The 21139-nt window shown below is 60.4% G+C and carries 21 protein-coding genes; 9 read left to right on the top strand and 12 right to left on the bottom strand.

Annotation, left to right across the window (positions count from 1 at the left end; genetic code table 11):
* Positions 1 to 35 precede the first annotated feature (35 nt).
* The 3 genes from ACA069_RS26235 to fdhA all read left to right on the top strand — a co-directional run bounded on the left by ACA069_RS26235 (position 36) and on the right by fdhA (position 3102).
* Complete coding sequence (locus ACA069_RS26235) at positions 36 to 668, top strand: sarcosine oxidase subunit gamma (protein ID WP_401268209.1); 633 nt, start codon at positions 36 to 38, stop codon at positions 666 to 668.
* A 223-nt stretch (positions 669 to 891) separates the two neighbouring features.
* The gene (gene purU, locus ACA069_RS26230; RefSeq protein ID WP_187679646.1) at positions 892 to 1749 is read left to right on the top strand and encodes a formyltetrahydrofolate deformylase; all 858 of its coding nucleotides are present in this window, start codon (positions 892 to 894) and stop codon (positions 1747 to 1749) included.
* A 153-nt stretch (positions 1750 to 1902) separates the two neighbouring features.
* Positions 1903 to 3102, top strand: a complete 1200-nt coding sequence (gene fdhA / locus ACA069_RS26225) for a formaldehyde dehydrogenase, glutathione-independent (RefSeq protein ID WP_497615493.1) — start codon at positions 1903 to 1905, stop codon at positions 3100 to 3102.
* Between the two features lie 49 nt (positions 3103 to 3151).
* Here fdhA and ACA069_RS26220 read toward each other — a convergent pair whose 3' ends face one another.
* From ACA069_RS26220 to ACA069_RS26210, 3 genes are all read right to left on the bottom strand, one after another.
* A complete protein-coding gene (locus tag ACA069_RS26220; RefSeq protein ID WP_489879364.1) occupies positions 3152 to 3475 on the bottom strand; it encodes a hypothetical protein in 324 nt (107 codons plus the stop codon).
* Positions 3476 to 3614: 139 nt separating this feature from the next.
* Positions 3615 to 4289, bottom strand: coding sequence for an anti-sigma factor (locus ACA069_RS26215; protein WP_401268202.1), 675 nt, complete (start codon positions 4287 to 4289; stop codon positions 3615 to 3617).
* Positions 4286 to 4921 carry a sigma-70 family RNA polymerase sigma factor gene (locus tag ACA069_RS26210; protein WP_401268199.1) on the bottom strand — a complete coding sequence of 212 codons (636 nt, stop codon included), beginning with the start codon at positions 4919 to 4921 and terminating at the stop codon, positions 4286 to 4288. Before ACA069_RS26210 ends, ACA069_RS26215 begins: the two co-directional genes overlap by 4 nt.
* Before the next feature lie 149 nt (positions 4922 to 5070).
* Here ACA069_RS26210 and ACA069_RS26205 point away from each other — a divergent pair, with 149 nt between their 5' ends.
* Entirely contained in the window at positions 5071 to 5628 is a 558-nt protein-coding gene (locus ACA069_RS26205; RefSeq protein ID WP_497615492.1) for a DUF2780 domain-containing protein, read from the top strand.
* 1 nt (position 5629) lies between these two features.
* Here the strand turns inward: ACA069_RS26205 and yihG are convergent, their stop codons facing one another.
* Positions 5630 to 6517, bottom strand: coding sequence for a 1-acylglycerol-3-phosphate O-acyltransferase, YihG family (gene yihG, locus ACA069_RS26200; RefSeq protein WP_497615491.1), 888 nt, complete (start codon positions 6515 to 6517; stop codon positions 5630 to 5632).
* Between the two features lie 275 nt (positions 6518 to 6792).
* Between yihG and rloA2 the strand changes: the two genes are divergently transcribed.
* The 4 genes from rloA2 (at position 6793) to creD (ending at position 11015) form a co-directional block, all read left to right on the top strand.
* Positions 6793 to 7299, top strand: a complete 507-nt coding sequence (gene rloA2, locus ACA069_RS26195; RefSeq protein WP_187680766.1) for a retropepsin-like aspartic peptidase RloA2 — start codon at positions 6793 to 6795, stop codon at positions 7297 to 7299.
* Between the two features lie 73 nt (positions 7300 to 7372).
* Entirely contained in the window at positions 7373 to 8053 is a 681-nt protein-coding gene (gene creB / locus ACA069_RS26190; RefSeq protein ID WP_401268192.1) for a two-component system response regulator CreB, read from the top strand.
* Positions 8053 to 9471: a two-component system sensor histidine kinase CreC gene (gene creC / locus ACA069_RS26185; protein ID WP_497615490.1), complete on the top strand. Its 1419-nt coding sequence runs from the start codon at positions 8053 to 8055 to the stop codon at positions 9469 to 9471. Before creB ends, creC begins: the two co-directional genes overlap by 1 nt.
* Positions 9472 to 9644: 173 nt before the next feature.
* Positions 9645 to 11015: a cell envelope integrity protein CreD gene (gene creD, locus ACA069_RS26180; RefSeq protein WP_497615489.1), complete on the top strand. Its 1371-nt coding sequence runs from the start codon at positions 9645 to 9647 to the stop codon at positions 11013 to 11015.
* A 178-nt stretch (positions 11016 to 11193) separates the two neighbouring features.
* Here the strand turns inward: creD and ACA069_RS26175 are convergent, their stop codons facing one another.
* From ACA069_RS26175 to ACA069_RS26140, 8 genes are all read right to left on the bottom strand, one after another.
* Entirely contained in the window at positions 11194 to 11823 is a 630-nt protein-coding gene (locus ACA069_RS26175) for a glutathione S-transferase (protein WP_497615488.1), read from the bottom strand.
* 175 nt (positions 11824 to 11998) lie between these two features.
* Positions 11999 to 12178, bottom strand: coding sequence for a hypothetical protein (locus ACA069_RS26170; protein WP_401268181.1), 180 nt, complete (start codon positions 12176 to 12178; stop codon positions 11999 to 12001).
* Positions 12175 to 13305 carry a PepSY-associated TM helix domain-containing protein gene (locus ACA069_RS26165; protein ID WP_497615487.1) on the bottom strand — a complete coding sequence of 377 codons (1131 nt, stop codon included), beginning with the start codon at positions 13303 to 13305 and terminating at the stop codon, positions 12175 to 12177. Before ACA069_RS26165 ends, ACA069_RS26170 begins: the two co-directional genes overlap by 4 nt.
* A gap of 74 nt (positions 13306 to 13379) precedes the next feature.
* Positions 13380 to 15806 (bottom strand): TonB-dependent siderophore receptor, encoded by a 2427-nt coding sequence (locus ACA069_RS26160; RefSeq protein WP_497615486.1) that lies wholly within the window; start codon positions 15804 to 15806, stop codon positions 13380 to 13382.
* Between the two features lie 208 nt (positions 15807 to 16014).
* Positions 16015 to 16989 (bottom strand): FecR domain-containing protein, encoded by a 975-nt coding sequence (locus tag ACA069_RS26155; protein ID WP_489879372.1) that lies wholly within the window; start codon positions 16987 to 16989, stop codon positions 16015 to 16017.
* Positions 16986 to 17462: an RNA polymerase sigma factor gene (locus ACA069_RS26150; protein WP_222944273.1), complete on the bottom strand. Its 477-nt coding sequence runs from the start codon at positions 17460 to 17462 to the stop codon at positions 16986 to 16988. The genes ACA069_RS26155 and ACA069_RS26150 overlap by 4 nt, the downstream gene beginning before the upstream one ends.
* Positions 17463 to 17619: 157 nt before the next feature.
* Complete coding sequence (locus tag ACA069_RS26145; RefSeq protein ID WP_497615485.1) at positions 17620 to 18327, bottom strand: 3'-5' exonuclease; 708 nt, start codon at positions 18325 to 18327, stop codon at positions 17620 to 17622.
* Positions 18324 to 20264, bottom strand: coding sequence for a DUF294 nucleotidyltransferase-like domain-containing protein (locus ACA069_RS26140; protein WP_497615484.1), 1941 nt, complete (start codon positions 20262 to 20264; stop codon positions 18324 to 18326). The genes ACA069_RS26145 and ACA069_RS26140 overlap by 4 nt, the downstream gene beginning before the upstream one ends.
* Before the next feature lie 253 nt (positions 20265 to 20517).
* On the opposite strand from ACA069_RS26140, the gene ACA069_RS26135 reads away from it, so the two are divergent.
* Positions 20518 to 20979 (top strand): response regulator, encoded by a 462-nt coding sequence (locus tag ACA069_RS26135; RefSeq protein WP_401268167.1) that lies wholly within the window; start codon positions 20518 to 20520, stop codon positions 20977 to 20979.
* Positions 20980 to 21139: the final 160 nt, after the last annotated feature.

Here is a 21139-nt window from a genome sequence, read left to right as displayed (position 1 = left end):
CGTGGGAACGATCAAGAATTCAGCAAAGGTGCTTTATGACCACAGCCAACGTGTACCAACAACGCCCGACCACCGGTGCCCGTGCCGAGTCGTCGCTGCACCATGCCGACCTCGCCAGTCTGGTCGGCAAGGGCCGCAAGAATGCCGGCGTGATCGTGCGTGAGAAAAAATTACTGGGTCACCTGACCATCCGTGGCGATGGCCACGATGCAGCGTTCGCCGCTGGCGTACACAAGGCCCTGGGCATTGAACTGCCGGGCGCCCTGAGCGTGATCGTCAAAGGTGAAACCAGCCTGCAATGGATGGGCCCGGATGAGTGGCTGCTGATCGTGCCGAGCGGCGAAGAACTCGCCGCCGAGCAGAAGCTGCGTGAAGCGCTGGGTGATCTGCACATTGCAATCGTCAACGTCAGCGGCGGCCAGCAAGTGCTCGAACTGAGCGGACCGAATGTGCGTCAGGTATTGATGAAGTCCACCAGCTACGACGTGCACCCGAACAACTTCCCGGTTGGTAAAGCCGTGGGCACGGTGTTCGCCAAGTCGCAGCTGATGATTCGTCACACCGCTGAAGACACCTGGGAACTGCTGATCCGTCGCAGCTTCTCGGATTACTGGTGGTTGTGGTTGCAGGATGCTTCGGCTGAATACGGGTTGAGCGTGCAGGCCTGACACTGAATTGCCGTCGTGCGTGCTTCTGTGGTGAGGGGATTTATCCCCGACGGGGGGCGAAGCCGCCCCAAACCAGCCACAGTGTTTATCAGGTAGATCGAATACACAGGTTTTACGACTGCTTCGCAGCCGATCGGGGATAAATCCCCTCACCACAAAAGCAGATCAGCATAGCCACAGAGTTCACTCTGCTCACAGATGTTGAAACAGGAGTCACCGCACCATGAGCCGCGCCCCAGACACATGGATTCTGACCGCCGACTGCCCCAGCGTTCTCGGCACCGTGGACGCGGTGACGCGTTTTCTGTTCGAGCAGGGTTGCTACGTCACCGAGCACCATTCCTTCGATGACCGCCTCTCCGGGCGTTTTTTCATTCGTGTGGAATTCCGCCAGCCCGACGGTTTCGACGAACAATCCTTCCGTGCCGGCCTCGCCGAACGTGGCCAGGCCTTCGGCATGATCTTCGAGCTGACCGCGCCGAACTACCGGCCAAAAGTGGTGATCATGGTCTCCAAGGCCGATCACTGCCTCAACGACTTGCTCTACCGCCAGCGCATCGGCCAGTTGTCGATGGACGTGGCTGCCGTGGTGTCCAACCACCCCGACCTCAAGCCGTTGGCCGACTGGCATCAGATTCCCTACTACCATTTCCCCCTCGATCCCAACGACAAACCGTCGCAGGAGCGTCGGGTCTTGCAGGTGATCGAAGAGTCTGGCGCCGAACTGGTGATTCTCGCTCGCTACATGCAGGTGCTGTCGCCGGAGCTGTGCCGCAAGCTCGATGGCAAAGCGATCAACATTCATCACTCACTGCTGCCGGGCTTCAAGGGCGCCAAGCCGTATCACCAGGCCTATAACAAGGGCGTGAAACTGGTGGGTGCGACCGCGCATTACATCAATAACGACCTCGATGAAGGGCCGATCATTGCCCAAGGTGTCGAGGCGGTGGATCACAGTCATTACCCGGAAGACTTGATTGCCAAGGGGCGGGATATCGAAGGTCTGACCTTGGCCCGCGCCGTTGGCTATCACATTGAGCGCAGGGTGTTTCTCAACGCTAATCGCACGGTCGTTCTTTAGATAGCTAAAAGATCGCAGCCTTCGGCAGCTCCTACAGGGGGATGCGATTCATGTAGGAGCTGCCGAAGGCTGCGATCTTTTGATTTACCGAGCATTTAACGCGCTGCCTGCCTGGGCAACGCGATTTCATAAAAACAACAGCGAGGTGAAAGCATGTCTGGCAATCGTGGTGTGGTGTATCTCGGCGCTGGCAAGGTCGAAGTACAGAAAATCGACTATCCGAAAATGCAGGACCCGCGCGGTCGCAAGATCGAGCACGGGGTCATTCTCAAAGTGGTTTCCACCAACATCTGCGGCTCCGACCAACACATGGTGCGCGGCCGTACCACGGCGCAGACCGGTCTGGTGCTGGGCCACGAGATCACCGGCGAGGTGATTGAAAAAGGCTCCGACGTCGAGAACCTGAAAATCGGCGATCTGGTCTCCGTACCGTTCAACGTGGCTTGCGGGCGCTGCCGTTCCTGCAAAGAACAACACACCGGCATCTGCCTGACCGTCAACCCGGCCCGTGCCGGTGGCGCTTACGGTTACGTCGACATGGGCGACTGGACCGGTGGCCAAGCCGAATACGTGCTGGTGCCGTACGCCGACTTCAACCTGCTGAAACTGCCGGATCGCGACAAGGCCATGGAGAAAATTCGCGACCTGACCTGCCTCTCCGACATTCTGCCGACCGGTTATCACGGTGCGGTGACTGCGGGCGTTGGCCCGGGCAGCACCGTTTACATTGCCGGCGCCGGCCCGGTCGGCCTGGCCGCCGCCGCTTCGGCGCGTCTGTTGGGTGCTGCGGTGGTGATCGTCGGCGACGTCAACACCATCCGCCTGGCCCACGCCAAGGCGCAGGGTTTCGAAATTGTCGACCTGTCCAAAGACACCCCACTGCACGAACAGATCGCCGCACTGCTGGGCGAGCCGGAAGTGGACTGTGCGGTGGATTGCGTAGGCTTCGAAGCCCGCGGCCACGGTCACGACGGGGTGAAATCCGAAGCCCCGGCCACCGTACTCAACTCGCTGATGGGCGTGGTGCGGGTCGCCGGCAAGATCGGTATTCCGGGCCTGTACGTCACCGAAGACCCGGGCGCCGTCGACGCCGCCGCGAAAATGGGCAGCCTGAGCATCCGCTTCGGTCTGGGCTGGGCCAAATCCCACAGCTTCCACACCGGGCAAACGCCCGTGATGAAGTACAACCGCCAACTGATGCAGGCGATCATGTGGGATCGCATCAACATCGCCGAAGTAGTGGGCGTGCAGGTCATCAGCCTCGATCAGGCGCCGGAAGGGTACGGCGAGTTCGATGCGGGTGTGCCGAAGAAGTTTGTGATTGATCCGCACAAGTTGTTTAGTGCGGCGTAGGTTTCACCCCTATAAGTAGGGCAGCCCTCGGGTTGCCCTTTTTTGTTTGTTATTTCGCTACCTCGAACGCGCATTTGCGGGCATCACCGTCCTTGACAGAACAGTCATCGCCGCTCCAATTCGCAGGGATGGTCGCTTTTACCGGAGTATCGTTTCTGTAACCGATCGAGGCGGCGATGTCGTCCTTGCCTTCAAATCGGCAGATAACAACTGAATTGGAACTGTCTTTGTCTTTAAGGCGTGCAGAGGTGAAGGTTAGATCTTCGGCGTCTTGAGAATGGGTCACCGAGAGAGTCGGGCACGTTGCTGCATAGGCGGTGCTCATCATAGCCGCCGAAACCAGGACACCTGCGACAATTTTCAACTTCATCATTTGTACTCCGTTACGTAATGGGAGCACCAATGTTGGCGTTGTAGGGGACTGGCGCCAACTGTCAGATCTGACAGTTTTTTAGCTTTTTTTGAGATGGTGATGAGCCTGGTAAGAAGAATCTGAGCTAATGGATTCAAAGTCAGAGCGCCGCCAACGCCCCTTGATACAACACCGGCCCCGTCGGTTTGCCCGTCGGCGAGCCACCCTTCGGCTCAAGAGTCACCGCCAACGCAACCGGCTTGCCGATCAAGACTTTCTGCGCCTCACTCAACTCAACCTTGCCCTTACCCCCCGCCGGGATCACACCCAGCGAAATCGGCTTGCCATCCGCCGGGATCGCCCACAGTTCCAGGCTGCGAGTTGGATCGATGGCGGCGAGGGTCAGCGGCTCGACTTGCAGATAATCAGCATGCGCCTCGACCTTGAGCGCCGGTTGCGCGTCGGCGCTCAGCAGGGTGGCGCGGTAGCGGGCGTCGTCGCGGTTGTACAGCGAGCCGAGGAACACCAGCACCACGATCGAACACAGCGCAGCCGTAACGCGCAGCCAGTTCCAGAACGGACGTTTTTCCGGCACGTGCAGGACTTGCGGCTCAATCCGCGCGGTAATGCCATGCCATACGCGGTCGGGCACCGGTTGCTCCGGCAGGGATTCGGTGAGGGTCGCCAGCGTATCTTGCCAGTGCGCCAGCTCGGCACGCAGTGCTGCGTCGTCGAGCAGCAATTGTTCGAAGCGTCGACGCGCAGCCGGGCTCATCAAGCCGATGGCGTAATCGGCTGCGAGGGAACGGCGCAGGGCAGGGGTCTGGTAGTTCATGATTCAAGGCACCGGCGCAGGCGTTCCATGCCCCGGCGGATCCACGACTTGACCGTGCCCAGCGGCGTGGCCAGATGCTCGGCCAGTTCGGTACACGACAGGCCCTGAAAGTAGGCCACGCTGATCGACTGGCGCTGCATGCTGTCGAGGGTTTCCAGGCAACGGTTCAGCGCCTGAGCCTCGCGGGCGCTGCTCAATTGTTCATGTGCCGAAGGACTTTCGTCCGGCAGCGCGTCCAGTTCGAGATCGCTCAGCGGCCGGTCGCGCTGTTTGCGCAGTTGGTCGATGGCCTGATTGCGGGTGATGTTGATCATCCAGGTCAGCGGCGCCGACAGATGCGCTTCGTAACGCGAGGCGTTGTTCCAGATGCGCACGAAGCTTTCCTGCAGCACTTCTTCGGCCAGATCGGGTCGGCCCATAAAGCGCAAGGCGACGCCGTGCAGGCGCGGGCCGACGCTGCGGTACAGCGTTTCGAACGCGCGACGGTCGCCCAGTGAGCACTGGGCCAACAGGTGTCGCAGCTGATCGGTGTCGGCGATGGAAATGATGAGTCTCCAGGCAAGGCGTGGGCGACAAGGACTGATCTCGGGCTGTTCACAGGCTAGTTCAGTGATGGCGCTTGTGCCATTCATCGCGGCAATTCCAGGGTTTCACGTTTTATATACGTGGCTATGCTGAAAATGGATGCGCGGGCGAGGAACATGCCGGCGGATACCCGGTCAAACCGGCAGCTTCACCGCCCATTTGACGGGTGGTTTCCACAGCGCAAGAGGATGTCTGAATGAAGATTTCACGCGGTTTTGCTTTGGCATCACTCATGACCCTGGCGGCCGGCCCGGTGTTCGCCGGTTTCAGCCTGGACGATGTGACCAAGGCAGCTTCGAGCATGCAGGGCGGCGACAAGGCTGCCGCTGCGGCACCGACCTCGGAAACCGCTGGTTTGTTGAGCGCTCTGAGTGCGCTGAACGTTACCCCGCAGCAAGCCGTGGGCGGCACCAGTGCGATGCTGGGGCTGGCGAAGAACCAGCTGAGCAGCACCGACTATTCGCAATTGGCCAAGGAAGTGCCGGGCATCGACAAACTCTCCGGCGGCGGTGGCAATCTGGCTGCGCTGAGCGGTTTGCTCGGCTCGTCGGGCAAGTCGGCCGGGCTGGAAAATGCCTTGGGCAACGTCAAGGACACCAATGACCTGAACAATGCGTTCAGCGCCTTGGGCATGGACAGCGGCATGATCGGCCAGTTTGCCCCGGTGATTCTGCAATACCTCGGTCAGCAGGGCGTTGGCGGCTCGCTGCTGAGCAGTCTGGGCGGCATCTGGGGCACTGGCACCGGTAGCTGATTCAGCCGCGCCCGCTCTTCAGTTCAGCGATGCGCTGATCTTTCTCGGTCCAGAGCTGGTTGACCCAGTTCTGGACCTTCTGGCGAAACACCGGATCGTTTTCGTAATCGCCCTGCCACAGCGCCGGGTCGAGTTCGCGGGTCTTGATGTCGATGATCACTCGCGGCACGTTGCCGCTGATCAAATCCCAGAATCCTGGAATCGTCGCCTGTGGATAAACCACGGTGACGTCGAGGATCGCATCCAGTTGTTCACCCATCGCCGCCAATACAAACGCCACGCCGCCAGCCTTGGGCTTGAGCAAGTGGCTGAACGGTGACTGTTGCTGCGCGCTTTTCGCAGCGGTGTATCGGGTGCCCTCCAGATAATTCACCACGGTCACGGGCTGACGCTTGAACAGCTCGCATGCCTGTTTGGTGATCTCCAGATCCTTGCCCGCCAGTTCCGGGTTCTTCGCCAGAAACGCCTTGGTGTAGCGCTTCATGAACGGGTAATCCAGGGCCCACCAGGCCAGGCCCAGAAACGGCACCCAGATCAGTTCTTTCTTGAGGAAGAACTTGAAGAACGGCGTGCGCCGGTTGAGGGTCTGGATCAGCGCCGGAATGTCGACCCACGACTGATGGTTGCTGACCACCAGATAAGAGGTGTCGCCGCGCAGGTTTTCGCCGCCACGAATGTCCCATTGAGTAGGAATGCACAGGCGAAAAATCAGCTTGTCGATTTCTGCCCAGGTCTCGGCAATCCACATTACCGCCCCCGACGCGTAATCACGCCAGCGCCCGGGCGCTACCAGTTTGAGCAGGGCAAAGATCATCAACGGCCCGATCAGGATCAGGGTGTTGAGCAACAGCAGCAGGGTGACGAAACAGCCGGTGAGCAGGCGGCGCATAAGCAACTCTATGAAAGCGGATGGACGCGCCATGATAAGTGGCTTCGGGCGACAGGCCAAATTTGCACTGACGAATGTTTCACTTTTGTACCGCTATGCTGCGGGTTGGATGATCGTTCCCACGCTCTGCGTGGGAACGCCGCCCGGGACGCTCCGCGTCCCTGTGACGCAGAGCGTCACTGGATGCATGCTCACGCAGAGCGTGGGAACGATCGGGTGGAACAAGGTCTAAAATCCCACGTCTGCCGCCCTCATTTTTCAAGGAAGCCCCTTACGTGAAATCCCTCCTTGCACTGTTTGCCCTCGTCGCCCTGCCAGTCATGGCCGCCGAGCCGACCCTGTACGGGCGTTACGAATACATCGCACTGCCGGAAATCGGCGGTGAAGTGCTCAAGGCCAAAATGGACACCGGCGCGCTGACCGCGTCGCTGTCGGCCAAGGACATCGAGACTTTCACCCGCGATGGCGACGACTGGGTGCGCTTCCGCCTCGGCACCAAGGACGCCAGCAACAAGGTCTACGAACACAAGGTTGCGCGCATCAGCAAGATCAAGAGCCGCTCCGATGAAGAAGACGAAGATCGCGAAGCCACCGAAGTCGCCAAGCGCCCGGTGGTCGATCTGGAGCTGTGCCTGGGCAACGTCAAGCGCACCGTGGAGGTCAACCTGACCGACCGCAGCAACTTCAACTATCCGCTGCTGATCGGTGCCAAGGCCTTGCGCGAGTTTGGCGCAGCAGTGAACCCAGCGCGGCGCTTCACCGCCGACAAACCGGACTGTTAAGCCAAGTGGTCTCATTGACGTAACGTCAGGCTTGGGGCACCGTTCGCGCACTTAACCCACGGGCTCGGACGCCATGCCTCATATCCTGATTGTCGAAGACGAAGCGGCGATTGCCGATACGCTGATATTTGCCTTGCAGGGCGAGGGGTTCACCACCACTTGGGTGAGCCTCGGCGCAGCGGCGCTGGAACATCAGCGCCAGACCCCGGCCGATCTGATCATTCTCGACATCGGCCTGCCGGACATCAGCGGTTTCGAAACCTGCAAACAGCTGCGCCGCTTCAGTGAAGTGCCGGTGCTGTTCCTCAGTGCGCGGGACGCCGAGATCGACCGTGTCGTGGGGCTTGAAATCGGTGCCGACGACTACGTGGTCAAGCCGTTCAGCCCTCGGGAAGTGGCAGCGCGGGTTCGCGCGATTCTCAAGCGCATGGCGCCACGGCCCACGGTTGAGGTGTCCTCGGCGTTGTTTCGCATCGATCCCGAGCGCGTGCAGATTGCTTATCGCGGTCAGCCTCTGAGCCTGACCCGTCACGAATTCCGCCTGCTGCAATGCCTGCTCGACCAACCGGAGCGGGTGTTCAGCCGCGAGCAATTGCTCGACGCGTTAGGTGTTGCTGCTGACGCCGGTTACGAGCGCAGCATCGACAGCCACATCAAAAGCGTGCGCGCCAAGCTGCGTCTGGTGCGTGCCGAAGCCGAGCCGATCCAGACCCATCGTGGCCTCGGTTACAGCTACAGCCCGGGGCACAGCTGATGTCGTTGGGGCTGCGGATTTTCCTGGTGTATGTGCTGTTTGTCGGCCTGACCGGTTATTTCGTGCTCAACACGGTGATGGAGGAAATCCGTCCCGGTGTGCGTCAGTCCACCGAAGAAACCCTGGTCGACACCGCCAACCTGCTGGCGGAAATCCTGCGCGACGATTTCAAGGCCGGCACCCTCAGCGAGAATCGCTGGCCCGAGTTGCTGCGCGCCTACGGCGAACGCCAGCCGCAAGCGACGATCTGGGGCCTGCCGAAGAATCAGGTCAACCATCGCATCTACGTCACCGACGCCAAGGGCCGGGTGGTGCTGGATTCCAGCGGTGTGGCGGTGGGGCAAGATTATTCGCGCTGGAATGACGTCTACCTGACTTTGCGCGGCGAATACGGCGCGCGTTCCAGCCGCAGCGATCCGGATGACCCGAGCTCGTCGGTGATGCACGTCGGCGCGCCGATCCGCGACAACGGCCTGATCATCGGCGTAGTGACCGTGGCTAAACCCAACAGCTCGCTACAGCCTTACGTTGATCGCACCGAACGGCGTTTGCTGTTTTATGGCGCCGGTCTGATTGGCCTCGGTTTGTTGTTCGGCGCCTTGCTGTCATGGTGGCTGAGCCGCGCACTGCATCGCTTGACCGGTTATGCCCAGGCCGTCAGTGAAGGCCGGCGAGTGGAAGTGCCGCACTATCGCGGTGGCGAACTTGAGCAACTGGCCACAGCGGTCGAGCAGATGCGTACGCAACTGGAAGGCAAGGCCTACGTTGAACGCTATGTGCACACGCTGACCCATGAATTGAAAAGTCCGCTGGCGGCGATTCGCGGTGCGGCGGAGTTGCTGCAGGGCGATATGTCGCCGGTTCAGCGCCTGCGCTTTGTCGGCAATATCGACAGCGAAAGTGCGCGGATGCAGCAGTTGATCGAGCGCTTGCTGAATCTGGCGCAGGTTGAGCAGCGCCAGGGTCTTGAGGAACGAGTGGCCGTGCCGCTGGCGGTGTTGGTCGATGAGTTGTTGCAGGCTCAGACCGCGCGAATCGAAGGCAAGCAGCTGCGCATTGAACAGGCGATCTCGGCGAGTCTGCTGCTGATCGGCGAGCCATTTTTGCTGCGTCAGGCGCTGGGTAATCTGCTGGAGAATGCGCTGGATTTCACCCCGGTCGAGGGGTTGCTGCGGTTCAGTGCCGAGCGGGTTGGCGAGCAAATCGAATTTCGTTTGTTCAATGAGACGGCGGCGATTCCTGACTACGCTTTGCCGCGTTTGACTGAACGCTTCTATTCATTGCCGCGCCCGGACAGTGGACGCAAAAGTACCGGACTGGGACTCAACTTCGTCGAGGAAGTGGTCAAGTTGCATGGTGGGTCGATGAGTATTCGCAATGTTGAAAATGGCGTTGAAGTGACATTGCGCTTGCCTTGAGACCGAGTCGCTGCCTTCGCGAGCAGGCTCGCTCCCACAGGTGGCGCATTCCAATTTAGGAGCGAGCCTGCTCGCGAAGGGGCCGTTGAAGTCTCCACACAATCTCCACATTCCCCCCACAAATTCCCCATACAGCCCATCCAGACTCTGCCCATCAAAACAGGGAGAGTCCCATGAACAAGAATCTGACCATAAAGCTCGGGGCCATTGCCCTGTTGATCCTGCTGTTGCTGATACCACTGCTGATGATCGACGGGGTCATCGACGAGCGCCAGCAACTGCGCGACGGCGTGCTGCAAGACATTGCCCGCAGCTCCAGTTACAGCCAGCAGATCAGCGGCCCGGTGATGGTGGTGCCGTACCGCAAAGTGATTCACAACTGGAAGCTCAACGACAAAACCAACAAGCGCTATGACGAGCCGAGCGAAGAACGCGGGCGTTTGTACTTTCTGCCGGAACGGTTCGAACTCGATGGCCAGGTACAGACCGAACTGCGCGCCCGGGGCATTTACGAAGCGCGGCTGTTCCATGCCGAGAACCGCATCAACGGCAGTTTTTCGCTGCCAGCGCAATTGGGCATCAAGGAAGACTTCGCCGATTACCAGTTCGATGCGCCGTTTCTCGCGGTCGGCATCAGCGACATTCGCGGCATCGAAAATGCCTTGAAACTGGAACTCGACGGCCAGCGCCTGGACTTCGTTCCCGGGACTCAAGTCGGCTGGCTCGGCGAGGGTGTGCGAGTGACGCTGCCGCAGCTCGACACCAGCAAAACCAACGAACTGGCGTTCGGTTTCGACCTGCGTCTGCAAGGCACCGGTTCATTGCAGGTGCTGCCGGTGGGCAAGAGCAGCAGCGTCAGCCTGACCGCCAACTGGCCGCACCCAAGCTTCATCGGCAACTTCCTGCCGGCCAAACGGGAAATCAACGACGCCGGTTTCAGCGCCGACTGGCAGACCACGTTCTTCTCCACCAACCTGCAAGACGCCATGAGCCGCTGTGTCAGCAGCAATGATTGCGATGGCTTCAATGCCCGTAGCTTCGGCGTGAGCTTCATCGACCCGGTGGATCAATATCTGAAGAGTGACCGGGCGATCAAATATGCGCTGTTGTTTATCGTCCTGACGTTCGCCGGTTTCTTCCTCTTCGAAGTGCTCAAGAGTCTGGCGGTGCACCCGGTGCAATATGCGTTGGTGGGGGTGGCGCTGGCGTTCTTTTACCTGTTGCTGCTGTCGCTGTCGGAACACATCGGGTTTGCCCTGGCGTATCTGTTGTCGGCCAGTGGTTGTGTGTTGCTGATCGGGTTCTATGTCTGCCACGTGCTGCACAGCGTGCGTCATGGCTTGAGTTTTTCGGCGGGGTTGGCGGCGTTGTATGGCCTGCTCTATGGCTTGTTGAGTGCCGAGGATTACGCGCTGCTCATGGGTTCGCTGCTGCTGTTCGGCTTGCTCGGTGTGTTTATGGTGCTGACGCGCAAACTCGATTGGTACGGTATCGGGCAGAAGCCGCAGAAGCCGCTGGAGTTTGATATCGGGGCGGTGCAATGAGCGGGCTGCGTGAGGATCAGCGGGAGGCTGAGGTGTTGGTGACGCTGATCTTTGCGTCACTGCCGCCGGAACCGAGGTGGTGCCATCGCGAGCAGGCTCACTCCCACACTGTGCATGAACACAAATCACTTGTAGGAGCGAGCCTGCTCGCGAAGAGGCCGGAACAGGCGCCGCCGTTTTAAGGCTTGGGCATGGTCGCGATCATGGACGGTCGCTGACTGACTTCAAAGAACCAGTTGGCCAGTTGTGGGTTGGCCTCACGCCAGCCCAGGTCCGGGAAGCGCAGATCGAGGTAGCCAAGTGCACACGCCACGCTGATCGCCGCTACATCGAAATGGCTGGTCAGCTCGGCAATCGCGTCTTTTTCCAGCAGGGCGAGGGCGCGACGGATCTTGTCGCGCTGGGCTTCGAGCCATTCGTCCCAGTGTTTTTCCGGTGCACGCAGCACCTGCTCGTAACGCACCATCACCGAGGCATCCATGATTCCGTCGGCCATCGAGGCCAGGGTCAGACGCCGCCAGCGGGCCGAACCGTCGCGAGGGATCAGCGGGTTGCCGACGTGTTGGTGGTCGAGGTAATCGAGGATCACGCGGCTGTCATGGATGACATTGCCGTCGGCCAAGCGCAGGGCCGGGATCTTGCCCAGCGGGTTGTCGGCGTTGAGCTCGGCACTGGGGCTGACCGGGCTGAGCACACAGTCTTGCAACGCGACGCGATCCTGCTGGCCGGTCTCGTGCAGAAACACCATCACTTTGCGTACGAACGGGGAGAGCGTGTTGTGGAACAGGGTCATGCTGGGGACGGACATTGGCAGGGTCTCGATCAGGACAGTGATGGGGCAGCATAGCCTGTCAGTGCACGAGCTCAAGCCTTGCGCCGAACCAAATGCAGGAGTGAGCCTGATCGCGATAGCGTAATGACATTTAATACCTATGTTGACTGACCCGCAGCCATCGCGAGCAGGCTCACTCCTACAGGGTTTTTCAGCTTCGCAGCAATAGACCTCTTATGGCCAGAAATGCCGGCACACCCAAGCCGATCCAACTCAGCGCATCCCAAACCCCATCCCCCAGCAACGCCGCAAACAACCCCGCCGCACTGAGTAGCGCGATCACCAGCGGCGTGCTGAACACCTTCCAGAAATTCGACTGACGCGGCTTCATGCAGAGGCCTCCGTCGTTTCCAGCACGGGCTTGGCCGCTCTGCGCCGTACTACCCACAGATACACGCCGCTGCCGAGCACGATGATTGTCAGTACATCGAGGGCGGCCCAGAGAATCTTCATCGGCATGCCGCCGTAGTCACCGAAGTGCAGCGGCTGGGACATGCCCATGGCGTCCATGTACCACGGTCGTTCCGCCACGGCGGTGACTTGCAGGGTCGTCGCGTCGATCAATACCGGCGTCAGCAGGTGAGAGGTCAAATGCGTGCCGCCCTTCATGAACACCGAGTAATGGTGCTCGCTGGAAAACCGCGTGCCGGGGAAGGCGATGAAATCCGGCTTCATGCCCGGCGCGACTTCGCCGGCAATGTCGAGCAAGCGGGTGGCCGGGGCCAGATGGGTCAGCGGTGGCGCATCGCGATAGGGCGCGATCAAGGTATTGAGCGAGTCGTTGCGCCATGCAGCGATCAGCAAGTCGGCGCAGGCGCTGATCACACCGGTCACGCCGACAACCAGCGCCCAGGTCAGCGTGACGACGCCGATCAGGTTATGCAGGTCGAGCCAGCGCAGGCGGGTGGATTTGTCCTGGCGCACGGTGCCGAACTTCAAACGGCGCATGAACGGCAGGTACAGCACCGTCCCGGAAACTATCGCCACGACAAACAACAGCCCCATGAACGCCAGCAGCAACTTGCCCGGCAACCCGGCGAACACGTCGACGTGCAGGCGCAGGATGAACAGCATCAAACCGCCGTTCGCCGAAGGCGTTTCCAGCGCTTCGCCGGTGCGGGCATCGAGCATGAAGGTGTGCGAAGAGTTGGGCTCGGTGCCGGCGGTTTTCGCCATGATCGTCAGCACGGCGTTCGGCTCATCGTCGTCGAAGCCGAAGTACTGCACGACGTCATCCGGGCGATGTTTTTCCGCTGCCTCGACCAGTTGCGCCAGATTCAGGCGCGGCGTGTCGGCCGGCATCTCGCGCACTACGGGAGCATCGCCGAGCAGGTGGTCGATTTCATGGCTGAAAATCAACGGCAGGCCGGTCAAGGCCAGCATCAGCAAAAACACGGTGCAGATCAGGCTGGTCCAGGTGTGGATGAACGACCAGCGGCGGATTGTTTTACTTTTCATTTCATGACCTTCAAAAACACCAAAGCCGTCCACGAAGGACGGCCGGGTGACATGACCTGTTTCAGCTCAATCGCTTACCACTTATAAGTGGCGCTGGCGACGACACTGCGCGTGTCGCCGTAGTAGCAGTAGAAGCTGTCGCAGGTGGAAATGTATTCCTTGTCGAACAGGTTGGTCGCGTTCAGTGCCAGCGACGCGCCCTTGAGGCTGTTGTCCAGACGGCCGAGGTCGTAATGCACGCTCGCGTCGAACACGGTGTAGGCGTCCGCCTTGCCCAGCCAGGTGTTGGCCTTGTCGCCGTAAGTGTTGCCGGTGTAACGCACGCCGGCACCGATGCCGAAGCCGTCGAGTACGCCGGTGTGCCAGGTGTAATCGGTCCACAACGACGCTTGCTGGTTGGGCATCAGTTGCAGGCGATTGCCCTTGTCGGTGCCGTTCTGCACTTCGGATTTGGCCAGGGTGTAGGCGGCGATGACTTTCAGGTTATCGGTAACGTCCGAGACCGCTTCCAGCTCAAGGCCTTTGACTTTCACTTCGCCGGTCTGGCTGGTGATCGACACGCCGTCGACGAAGGTGTTGACCGAGACGTTTTTCTGGGTGAGGTCATACACGGCGGCGCTCAACAGCGTCTTGCTGCCCGGCGGCTGGTACTTGATGCCCAGCTCCCATTGCTTGCCTTCGGTTGGCTTGAGCGAACCGGTGGAGGTAGCGTCGGCGCCCGTGGTCGGCTGGAAGGATTCGGCGTACGACAGGTACGGCACGAAGCCTGAATCGAACACATAGCTGAGTGCCGCGTTGCCGCTGAACGCCTTGTCGCGCTGGGTGTTGGTGGCGCCTGCTTTGTTGATGAATCGCGTGCTGGTGTGAACCCAGTCTTCACGGCCGCCGAGGGTCAGGCGCCATTGGTCGAGGGCCATTTGATCTTGGACGTAGAGGCCGGTCTGGTAGGTCTTCTGGTTGTAGTCGTAAAACGCTGTGGAGCGCGCCGGACGCACGATCGGCTGGCCGTAGATCGGGTTGATCACGTTGGTTTGAAGACCATCACCAAATATAGAGGTGTAGTTGGTGTTGCTGCGCTGGTGATCCAGACCCAGCAGCAAGGTGTGGCGGATATCGCCAGTGGCGAAATCGGCCTGGAAGTTGTTGTCCACGGCGAACTGGCTGATGTCTTCGTCGACGCTGGTGCTGGTACGGCCGACGTTGCCCTGATCATCCACTTCGGTGAACGGGTACGAGCCAACGGTCAGTGCCTGGAACGACAGATCCGACTTGGTGTAACGCAGGTTCTGCTTGAACTGCCACGTATCGTTCAAGCGATGTTCGAACGCGTAGCCCAGCGCGTAGTAAGTGCGGTCGTAGTATTCCCAATCCGGGTCACCCAGATTCTTGTGATGGGAAATGTCTCCCAGCGGCGACTTGATCTTGGTGCCCTGAATCGGCAGGAACTGGCTGGTGATGCCGGTATCGTCGCGGGTGAACTGGCTCAACAGGGTGAATTTGGTGTCGTCGTCGATGTTCCAGGTCAGGCTCGGCGCGATGTTGTAGCGCTTGTTGTCAACGTGGTCGACCTGAGTACCGCTGTCACGTACGACGCCGCTGATGCCATAGAGAAACTGACCCGCCTCATCGATCTTGCCGGTGCTGGCGAAGTTGATCTGGCGATGGTTGTCGCTGCCGTATTGCAGCTGAATTTCGCTGCTGGCGATGTCACTTGGACGGCGGCTGACCATATCCAGCAGGCCGCCCGGCGGGGTCTGGCCGTACACCGACGAGGCCGGGCCACGGAGCAGGGCGAGGCGGTCGAGGTTCCAGGTTTCCTGTTTCGGGTTGGCGTACACGCCTTTTGGCAGCGGCAGACCGTCGAGGAACTGGGTCGGTTCGAAGCCGCGTACGCGCAGCCAGTCCGCGCGGGTGTCGCTGCCGTAGCTGCTGGCGGTGATGCCTGGCATGTAGCGCACGGCGTCATCGAGGCTGTGCACGCCACGGTCGTCCATTTGCTGGCGGGTGGCGACGGAGATCGAGCGCGGTGCTTCGACCAGCGCGGTGTCGGTCTTGGTGCCGGCGGCGGTGCGCGTGGCGGTGTAGCCCTCGACAGGGCTCCAGGCGGTTTCCAGATTTTCCACACCGATCACCGATGTTTCCGGCAGCGCCATCACACCCTCAGGCACAGCGACCAAGGTGTAAGTGCCGGTGCTGCTTTGTTCCAGTTGCAGGCCAGTGCCTTGCAACGCTGCACGCAATGCGCCAGTGGCGTCGTACTGGCCGTTCACCGGGGCCGAGGTCTTGCCTGCCGCCAGTGACGGATTCAGCGACAGCGCGAGGCCACCCTGGCTGGCGATCTGGTTCAACGTGGTGGACAGAGGCGCGGCCGGCAGGTTGTAGACTCGCACGCTGGACGCTTGTTCAGCGGCGAACAACGGGCTGCTGATCAGCGGGGCGCCCAGAGCGATGGCGACGGCCAGCAGACTGGGGCGCAACAAGGTGTCTAGCGAACGGGACATACGGCGGCTCCTGAATGGAAACATTTCTCAATTGCCTGTGTGCCGGACGAGATCGGAAAAGTGATAGGGCTGGATGAAAATAATTTCGATTAACTGAAAGGCGAGTTGTGGCAGATGACGTCTTCGCGAGCAGGCTCGCTCCCACAGGGGTAACGCATCCCAATGTGGGAGCGAGCCTGCTCGCGAAAGCTAAAGCTCAGGCACCACATTAATCAGGTTTGGTATCAGCCTTCGCCACGGTGACCCAAAATGGCGTGTGCTGTTCGATCTGCACCGGCAGGGTCGGCAGCAGGGCGCTCAAGGCTTTATCGGTGTCGTGCAACGGGAAGCTGCCGGTAATGCGCAAGTCAGCTACTTCCGGTGCCACGCCCAAATGTCCGCGTCGATAACGCCCCAACTCGTGCACCAGATCCCCCAGTCGCGCGTTATCGACCACCAGCATCCCGCGCGTCCACGCATCGGCGCCAGGGTTGAGCGCGACAATGGCGTCCAGTCCGTCATGGCGCAGCAGCACTTGTTGGCCTTCACGCAGGATCTGTTCTTCAGGTTTCGATTGCGTATGCGCAGCGACTGCCGACTGCAACACGCTCAGGCGCGTCCCTTCTTCTTCGCGCTTGACCAGGAATCGCGTGCCCAATGCACGCATGCTGCCCTCGCGTGTTTCCACAATGAATGGCCTCGCGTCACCGTGGCCGGTTTCGACGAGGATTTCGCCTTCCTGCAAAACAATCAGGCGTTGCTTGTCATCGAAGCGCACATCCACAGCGCTGTGGGTGTTGAGATTGAGCACGGTGCCGTCGGCCAGGCGCACGGTGCGCTGTTCGCCAGTCGCAGTACGCTGATCCGCCAGCCAGTAATCCAGCGGCAGATAACGATCGCCCGCAAAAAGCGCCAGCCCCACCACCGCCACCACACTGGCCAATCCGCTGCCCAGCTTGCGCACTCGACGACGAATGCCCTCGCGTGATTGCAGCAAGGCACTGCGGGCTGGCCCTTTGGCCACGCTGAAACGCTGATCGAGCATGCCCAACTGGCGCCACGCCCGCGCATGTTCTTCATGGGCCGCGTGCCATTTGGCGAATTCCTCGCGCTCCAGCGGGCTGCTCGAATCGAGCGTCAGCTGCCAGGCAATCGCCGCGTCCAGCACATGCGCCGGCACCGGTCTGGAACTGGCCGGGCTCATGTCGGCTCACCGTACAGGGCGATGTAGCACTGACGAATCCCTTGCGCCAGATACTGGCGCACACGCGGTACCGACACGCCGAGCTTCTCGGCGATCTCGGCATGGCTGAGGCCGTCGAGGCGGTTATAAAGGAAAGCGGCGCGGGCCTTGGTCGACAGTTTGCCGAGCAGACGGTCGATGGCTTTGAGGTCTTCGAGGATCAGTTGCTGTTCTTCCACCGATGGCTGTTCGCCTTCGGGAATCAGCATCAGTTCGGTGAGGTAGGCCTGTTCCAGCGCGGCACGGCGGAAGTAATCGAACAGCAGACCCTTGGCGATCGCCACCAGGAAAGCCCGGGGCTCGCGCGGCGATGGCAGTTCATCGCGACCGAGCAGACGCACGAAGGTGTCCTGACTCAGGTCTTCGGCACGTTGCGGACACGCCACATTGCGCCGCAGCCACGCCAGCAGCCAACCGCGATGGTCGCGATACATCGCACCGACGAGCTCACTGTGAGGGCTTGGGACTGACGACACCAGACGCACCGATTGGGAAATGTTAACCAACGAGAATTGTTCGCGATTCTGGCAGAGGTGGGAATGGTTAGCAATTGGCCACTGGTCGGGTGGGAGGGACGCAGCTCCTACGGGGTTAGAAAGAGTGGGTTTGTTGCCTGCGCTTCCATTGACTCAACCGCTGCTGCAAATTCAGCGGGCTATGAATCTGCTGCCCCCGCGCCCGACTGAACAGGATCAACGCCAGCTCCGCCGTCGCCAGCGCATCGGCACTCGCATTGTGCCGCTCGAACACTTCAAGCTTGAACCAGTCGATCCACTCATCCAGCCCGGCCTCGCGAATGTTCGCCTGCGGGCACACCAGCGGTGCAATATCCGCGACATCCAGAAACGTCTGCTGCAACTTGTATCCCAAGTGCTCCTTCAGCGCCCGCCCAAGCATGTGCTGATCGAACGGCGCATGAAACGCCAGCACCGGGCTGTCACCGACAAACTCCATGAACTCCAGCAACGCCTCGGCAGGCTCGCTGCCAGCGGCAATCGCATTCGGCCCCAGCCCATGAATCAACACGCTGGGGCTGAGCTTCAATTCACGACATTGCAGCGTGCGTTCGAACTGCTGGCTGAAATCGATAGCGCCGTCCTCGATCACCACCGCGCCAATCGACAACACTCGATCCTTATTCATATTCAGCCCGGTGGTTTCCAGATCCAGCACCACCCAGCGCTGTTCGCGCAGGCTGCATTCGCCCAGTTCACTGATCGCCGGCAGCTTGGCCAGACGCTGCTGCAAATCCACCGGCACCACCGGATTGGCGGGACGCAACCACGAGAACAGGCTCATAGCTGATACCGCAGGCTCAGGCTGCTTTGCAGGCGCTGAGCCTGACGCAGGGATTCGCGCAGGATGCGTCGGTCGAGATGATTGAGACTGTCGGGATCGACACGATTGGAGTACGGCAGATTCTCCCGGGTCTGGAGTTGATGTTGCTGCATGCGGGTTTGCTGAATGAAGTGGTACGCCTCTTCATACGCCGCGCCGTCCAGTCGCTCGATGACTTCTTTTTCCACCAGTTGGCGGAAGCGTTCAAGGGTGTTGTTGCTGTCGATGCCGTTGGCCAGCGCGAGCAGGCGCGCGCCATCCACGAACGGCGTCAGGCCCTGGACTTTCAGATCCAGTGTGGCTTTTTCACCGTTCTTGCGCGCCAGCACGAACTCGCGGAAACGCCCGACCGGCGGGCGATTGCGCAAGGCGTTGTCGGCCATCATGCGCTGGAACAAACGGTTGTCGCCGACCTGTTCGAGAATTCCTCGGCGCAGTTGTGCGCAGCCCTGTTCATCACCCCAGACCACCCGCAGATCGAAATAGATGCTCGAGCCCAGCAGGTTCTCCGGCGTTGCCTCGCGAATAAACGCCGCAAAGCGCCGCGCCCACTCCGCCCGGGACAAACACAGCTCCGGGTTGCCGGCCATGATGTTGCCCTTGCACAGGGTGAAGCCGCACTGCGCCAGGCTCTGGTTGATCTGCTGCGCGATGGGCAGCAGCTTGCCGCGAATCTCCGCCGCGTGCGCGGCATCGCGGGCGTCGAACAGAATGCCGTTGTCTTGATCGGTGTGCAGCGTTTGCTCGCGCCGGCCTTCGCTGCCGAAACACAGCCAACTGAACGGCACGCCGGGGTCGCCTTTTTCGGCGAGGGTCAGTTCGATCACCCGGCACACGGTGTGATCGTTGAGCAGGGTGATGATGTGGGTGATCTGCGTCGACGACGCGCCGTGGGCGAGCATGCGTTCGACCAGTTGGCCGATCTCGCCGCGCAGGGTTACCAGTTGTTCGACGCGCTGGGCGCTGCGAATCGTGCGGGCCAGATGCACCAGATCGACCCGCTGCAAGGAAAACAGATCACGCTCGGACACCACGCCGCACAGGCGCTGATCCTTGACCAGACAAACGTGGGCGATGTGCCGTTCGGTCATGGCAATCGCCGCGTCGAAGGCGCTGTGATCCGGCGAAAGATAGAAGGGCGCACGGGTCATGTGGCGTTCAATGGCTTCGCTGAAATCGTCCACCCCTTCGGCCACCACATGGCGCAGATCTCGCAGGGTGAAAATCCCCAGCGGCGCCTTGTGCTCATCCACCGCGACGATGCTGCCGACCTGCTGCTCGTGCATCAATTTCACCGCTTCACGCAGCGGCGTTTCAGGGCTGCACGTCACCGGATGCCGCATCGCGAGCTCACCGAGGCGGGTATTCAGCGAATACTGGGTGCCGAGGGTTTCCACGGCTTTTTGCTGGACTTGCTGGTTGACCTGATCGAGCAGGCTGCTGACCCCGCGCAAGGCAAAATCGCGAAAGATGTTGGACAGGGCGAACAGTTTGATGAACGCCGGTTTGTTCAGTTGCAGGCAGAAGGTATCTTCCCCGGCCAGATGCTCGGTGCGGGTCGCTCGCTCACCCAGCAACGCGGCGAGGGGAAAGCATTCGCCGGTGGTGATTTCAAACGTGGTTTCGGTGCCACCCTTGGCCGTGTGCGGACGCTCGCCGACAACGCGGCCCTGTTTGACGATATAGAAGTGTTCAACCGGGCCATCGGCGGGTTTGATGATGCTCTCGCCCTGGCCGTAGAAGCGCAGCTGACATTGCTCCACCAGATAGGCGAGGTGGGCGTGTTCCATCTGATTGAAGGGCGGGAAGCGCTGGAGGAATTGCAGAGTGCCCTGAATGTTCTGCAACACCGCGGTTTTCCCTGCCTGGGTGAAGGCGTCCGCTTTACTCATAACCATTACCGCAGTCTTTTTCGAATTGTTGTTGTCGGATCGTTGCAGCCATGGTCGACCCCTCTGGCCGGGGTGCCCATTGGACGTAAGTCTAGGTTTGCCATGCCGTTGAGCACATTTGGGAAGAACCCTACAAAAACAGTCGGAAATTCGACCGCTCGGCTATTGGAAAAAAATCCGACGAAGTGCACATTGAAGCTCTGCCTGGCGATGTCTGACGACTGTGCCAGGTGATTGATTTGAAAACGTAGAGAACGCCATGCCCGACCACGATATTTTGAGCGACGCCGAGCGCGAAGCACTCAGCGCTGTGATGCTCGAACCTGATCTGCCTCCGCAGCGAGTCCTGATCGTCGATGACGACAAGGATGCCCGGGAGCTGCTCTCGGAGATTCTGGCGCTCGACGGCATTCGCTGCATGACCGCAGCCAGCGGTGAAACCGCACTGAAGATGTTGGCCGAGAAACCCTCGATCGGGCTGGTGATCACTGATCTGCGCATGGGCAATGTCGATGGCCTGGATCTGATTCGTCAGGTGCGTGAATCGGTAAGGGCGGCGCTGCCGATCATCATCGTTTCCGGCGATGCCGATGTAAAAGACGCCATTGCGGCGATGCACCTGAGCGTGGTGGATTTTCTGCTCAAGCCGATTGATACGGGCAAGTTGCTCGGTCTGGTCAAACACGAATTGGGTATTGAGTCTACTAGCCCCTCACCCTAGCCCTCTCCCAGAAGGAGAGGGGACTGACCGCGGTGGATGTGCAAGGTACACCGACCTGAAATTCCTCAGTCGAACTCCGGTTATGAAAAGCACAAAGATCGGCTCCCTTTCCCCCTCGCCCCCAATGGGGGAGAGGGCTGGGGTGAGGGGGATCGATCTA

This window comes from Pseudomonas sp. LBUM1652 (genome assembly GCF_059716105.1).
This window is presented reverse-complemented; position numbering and strand designations above follow the sequence as displayed.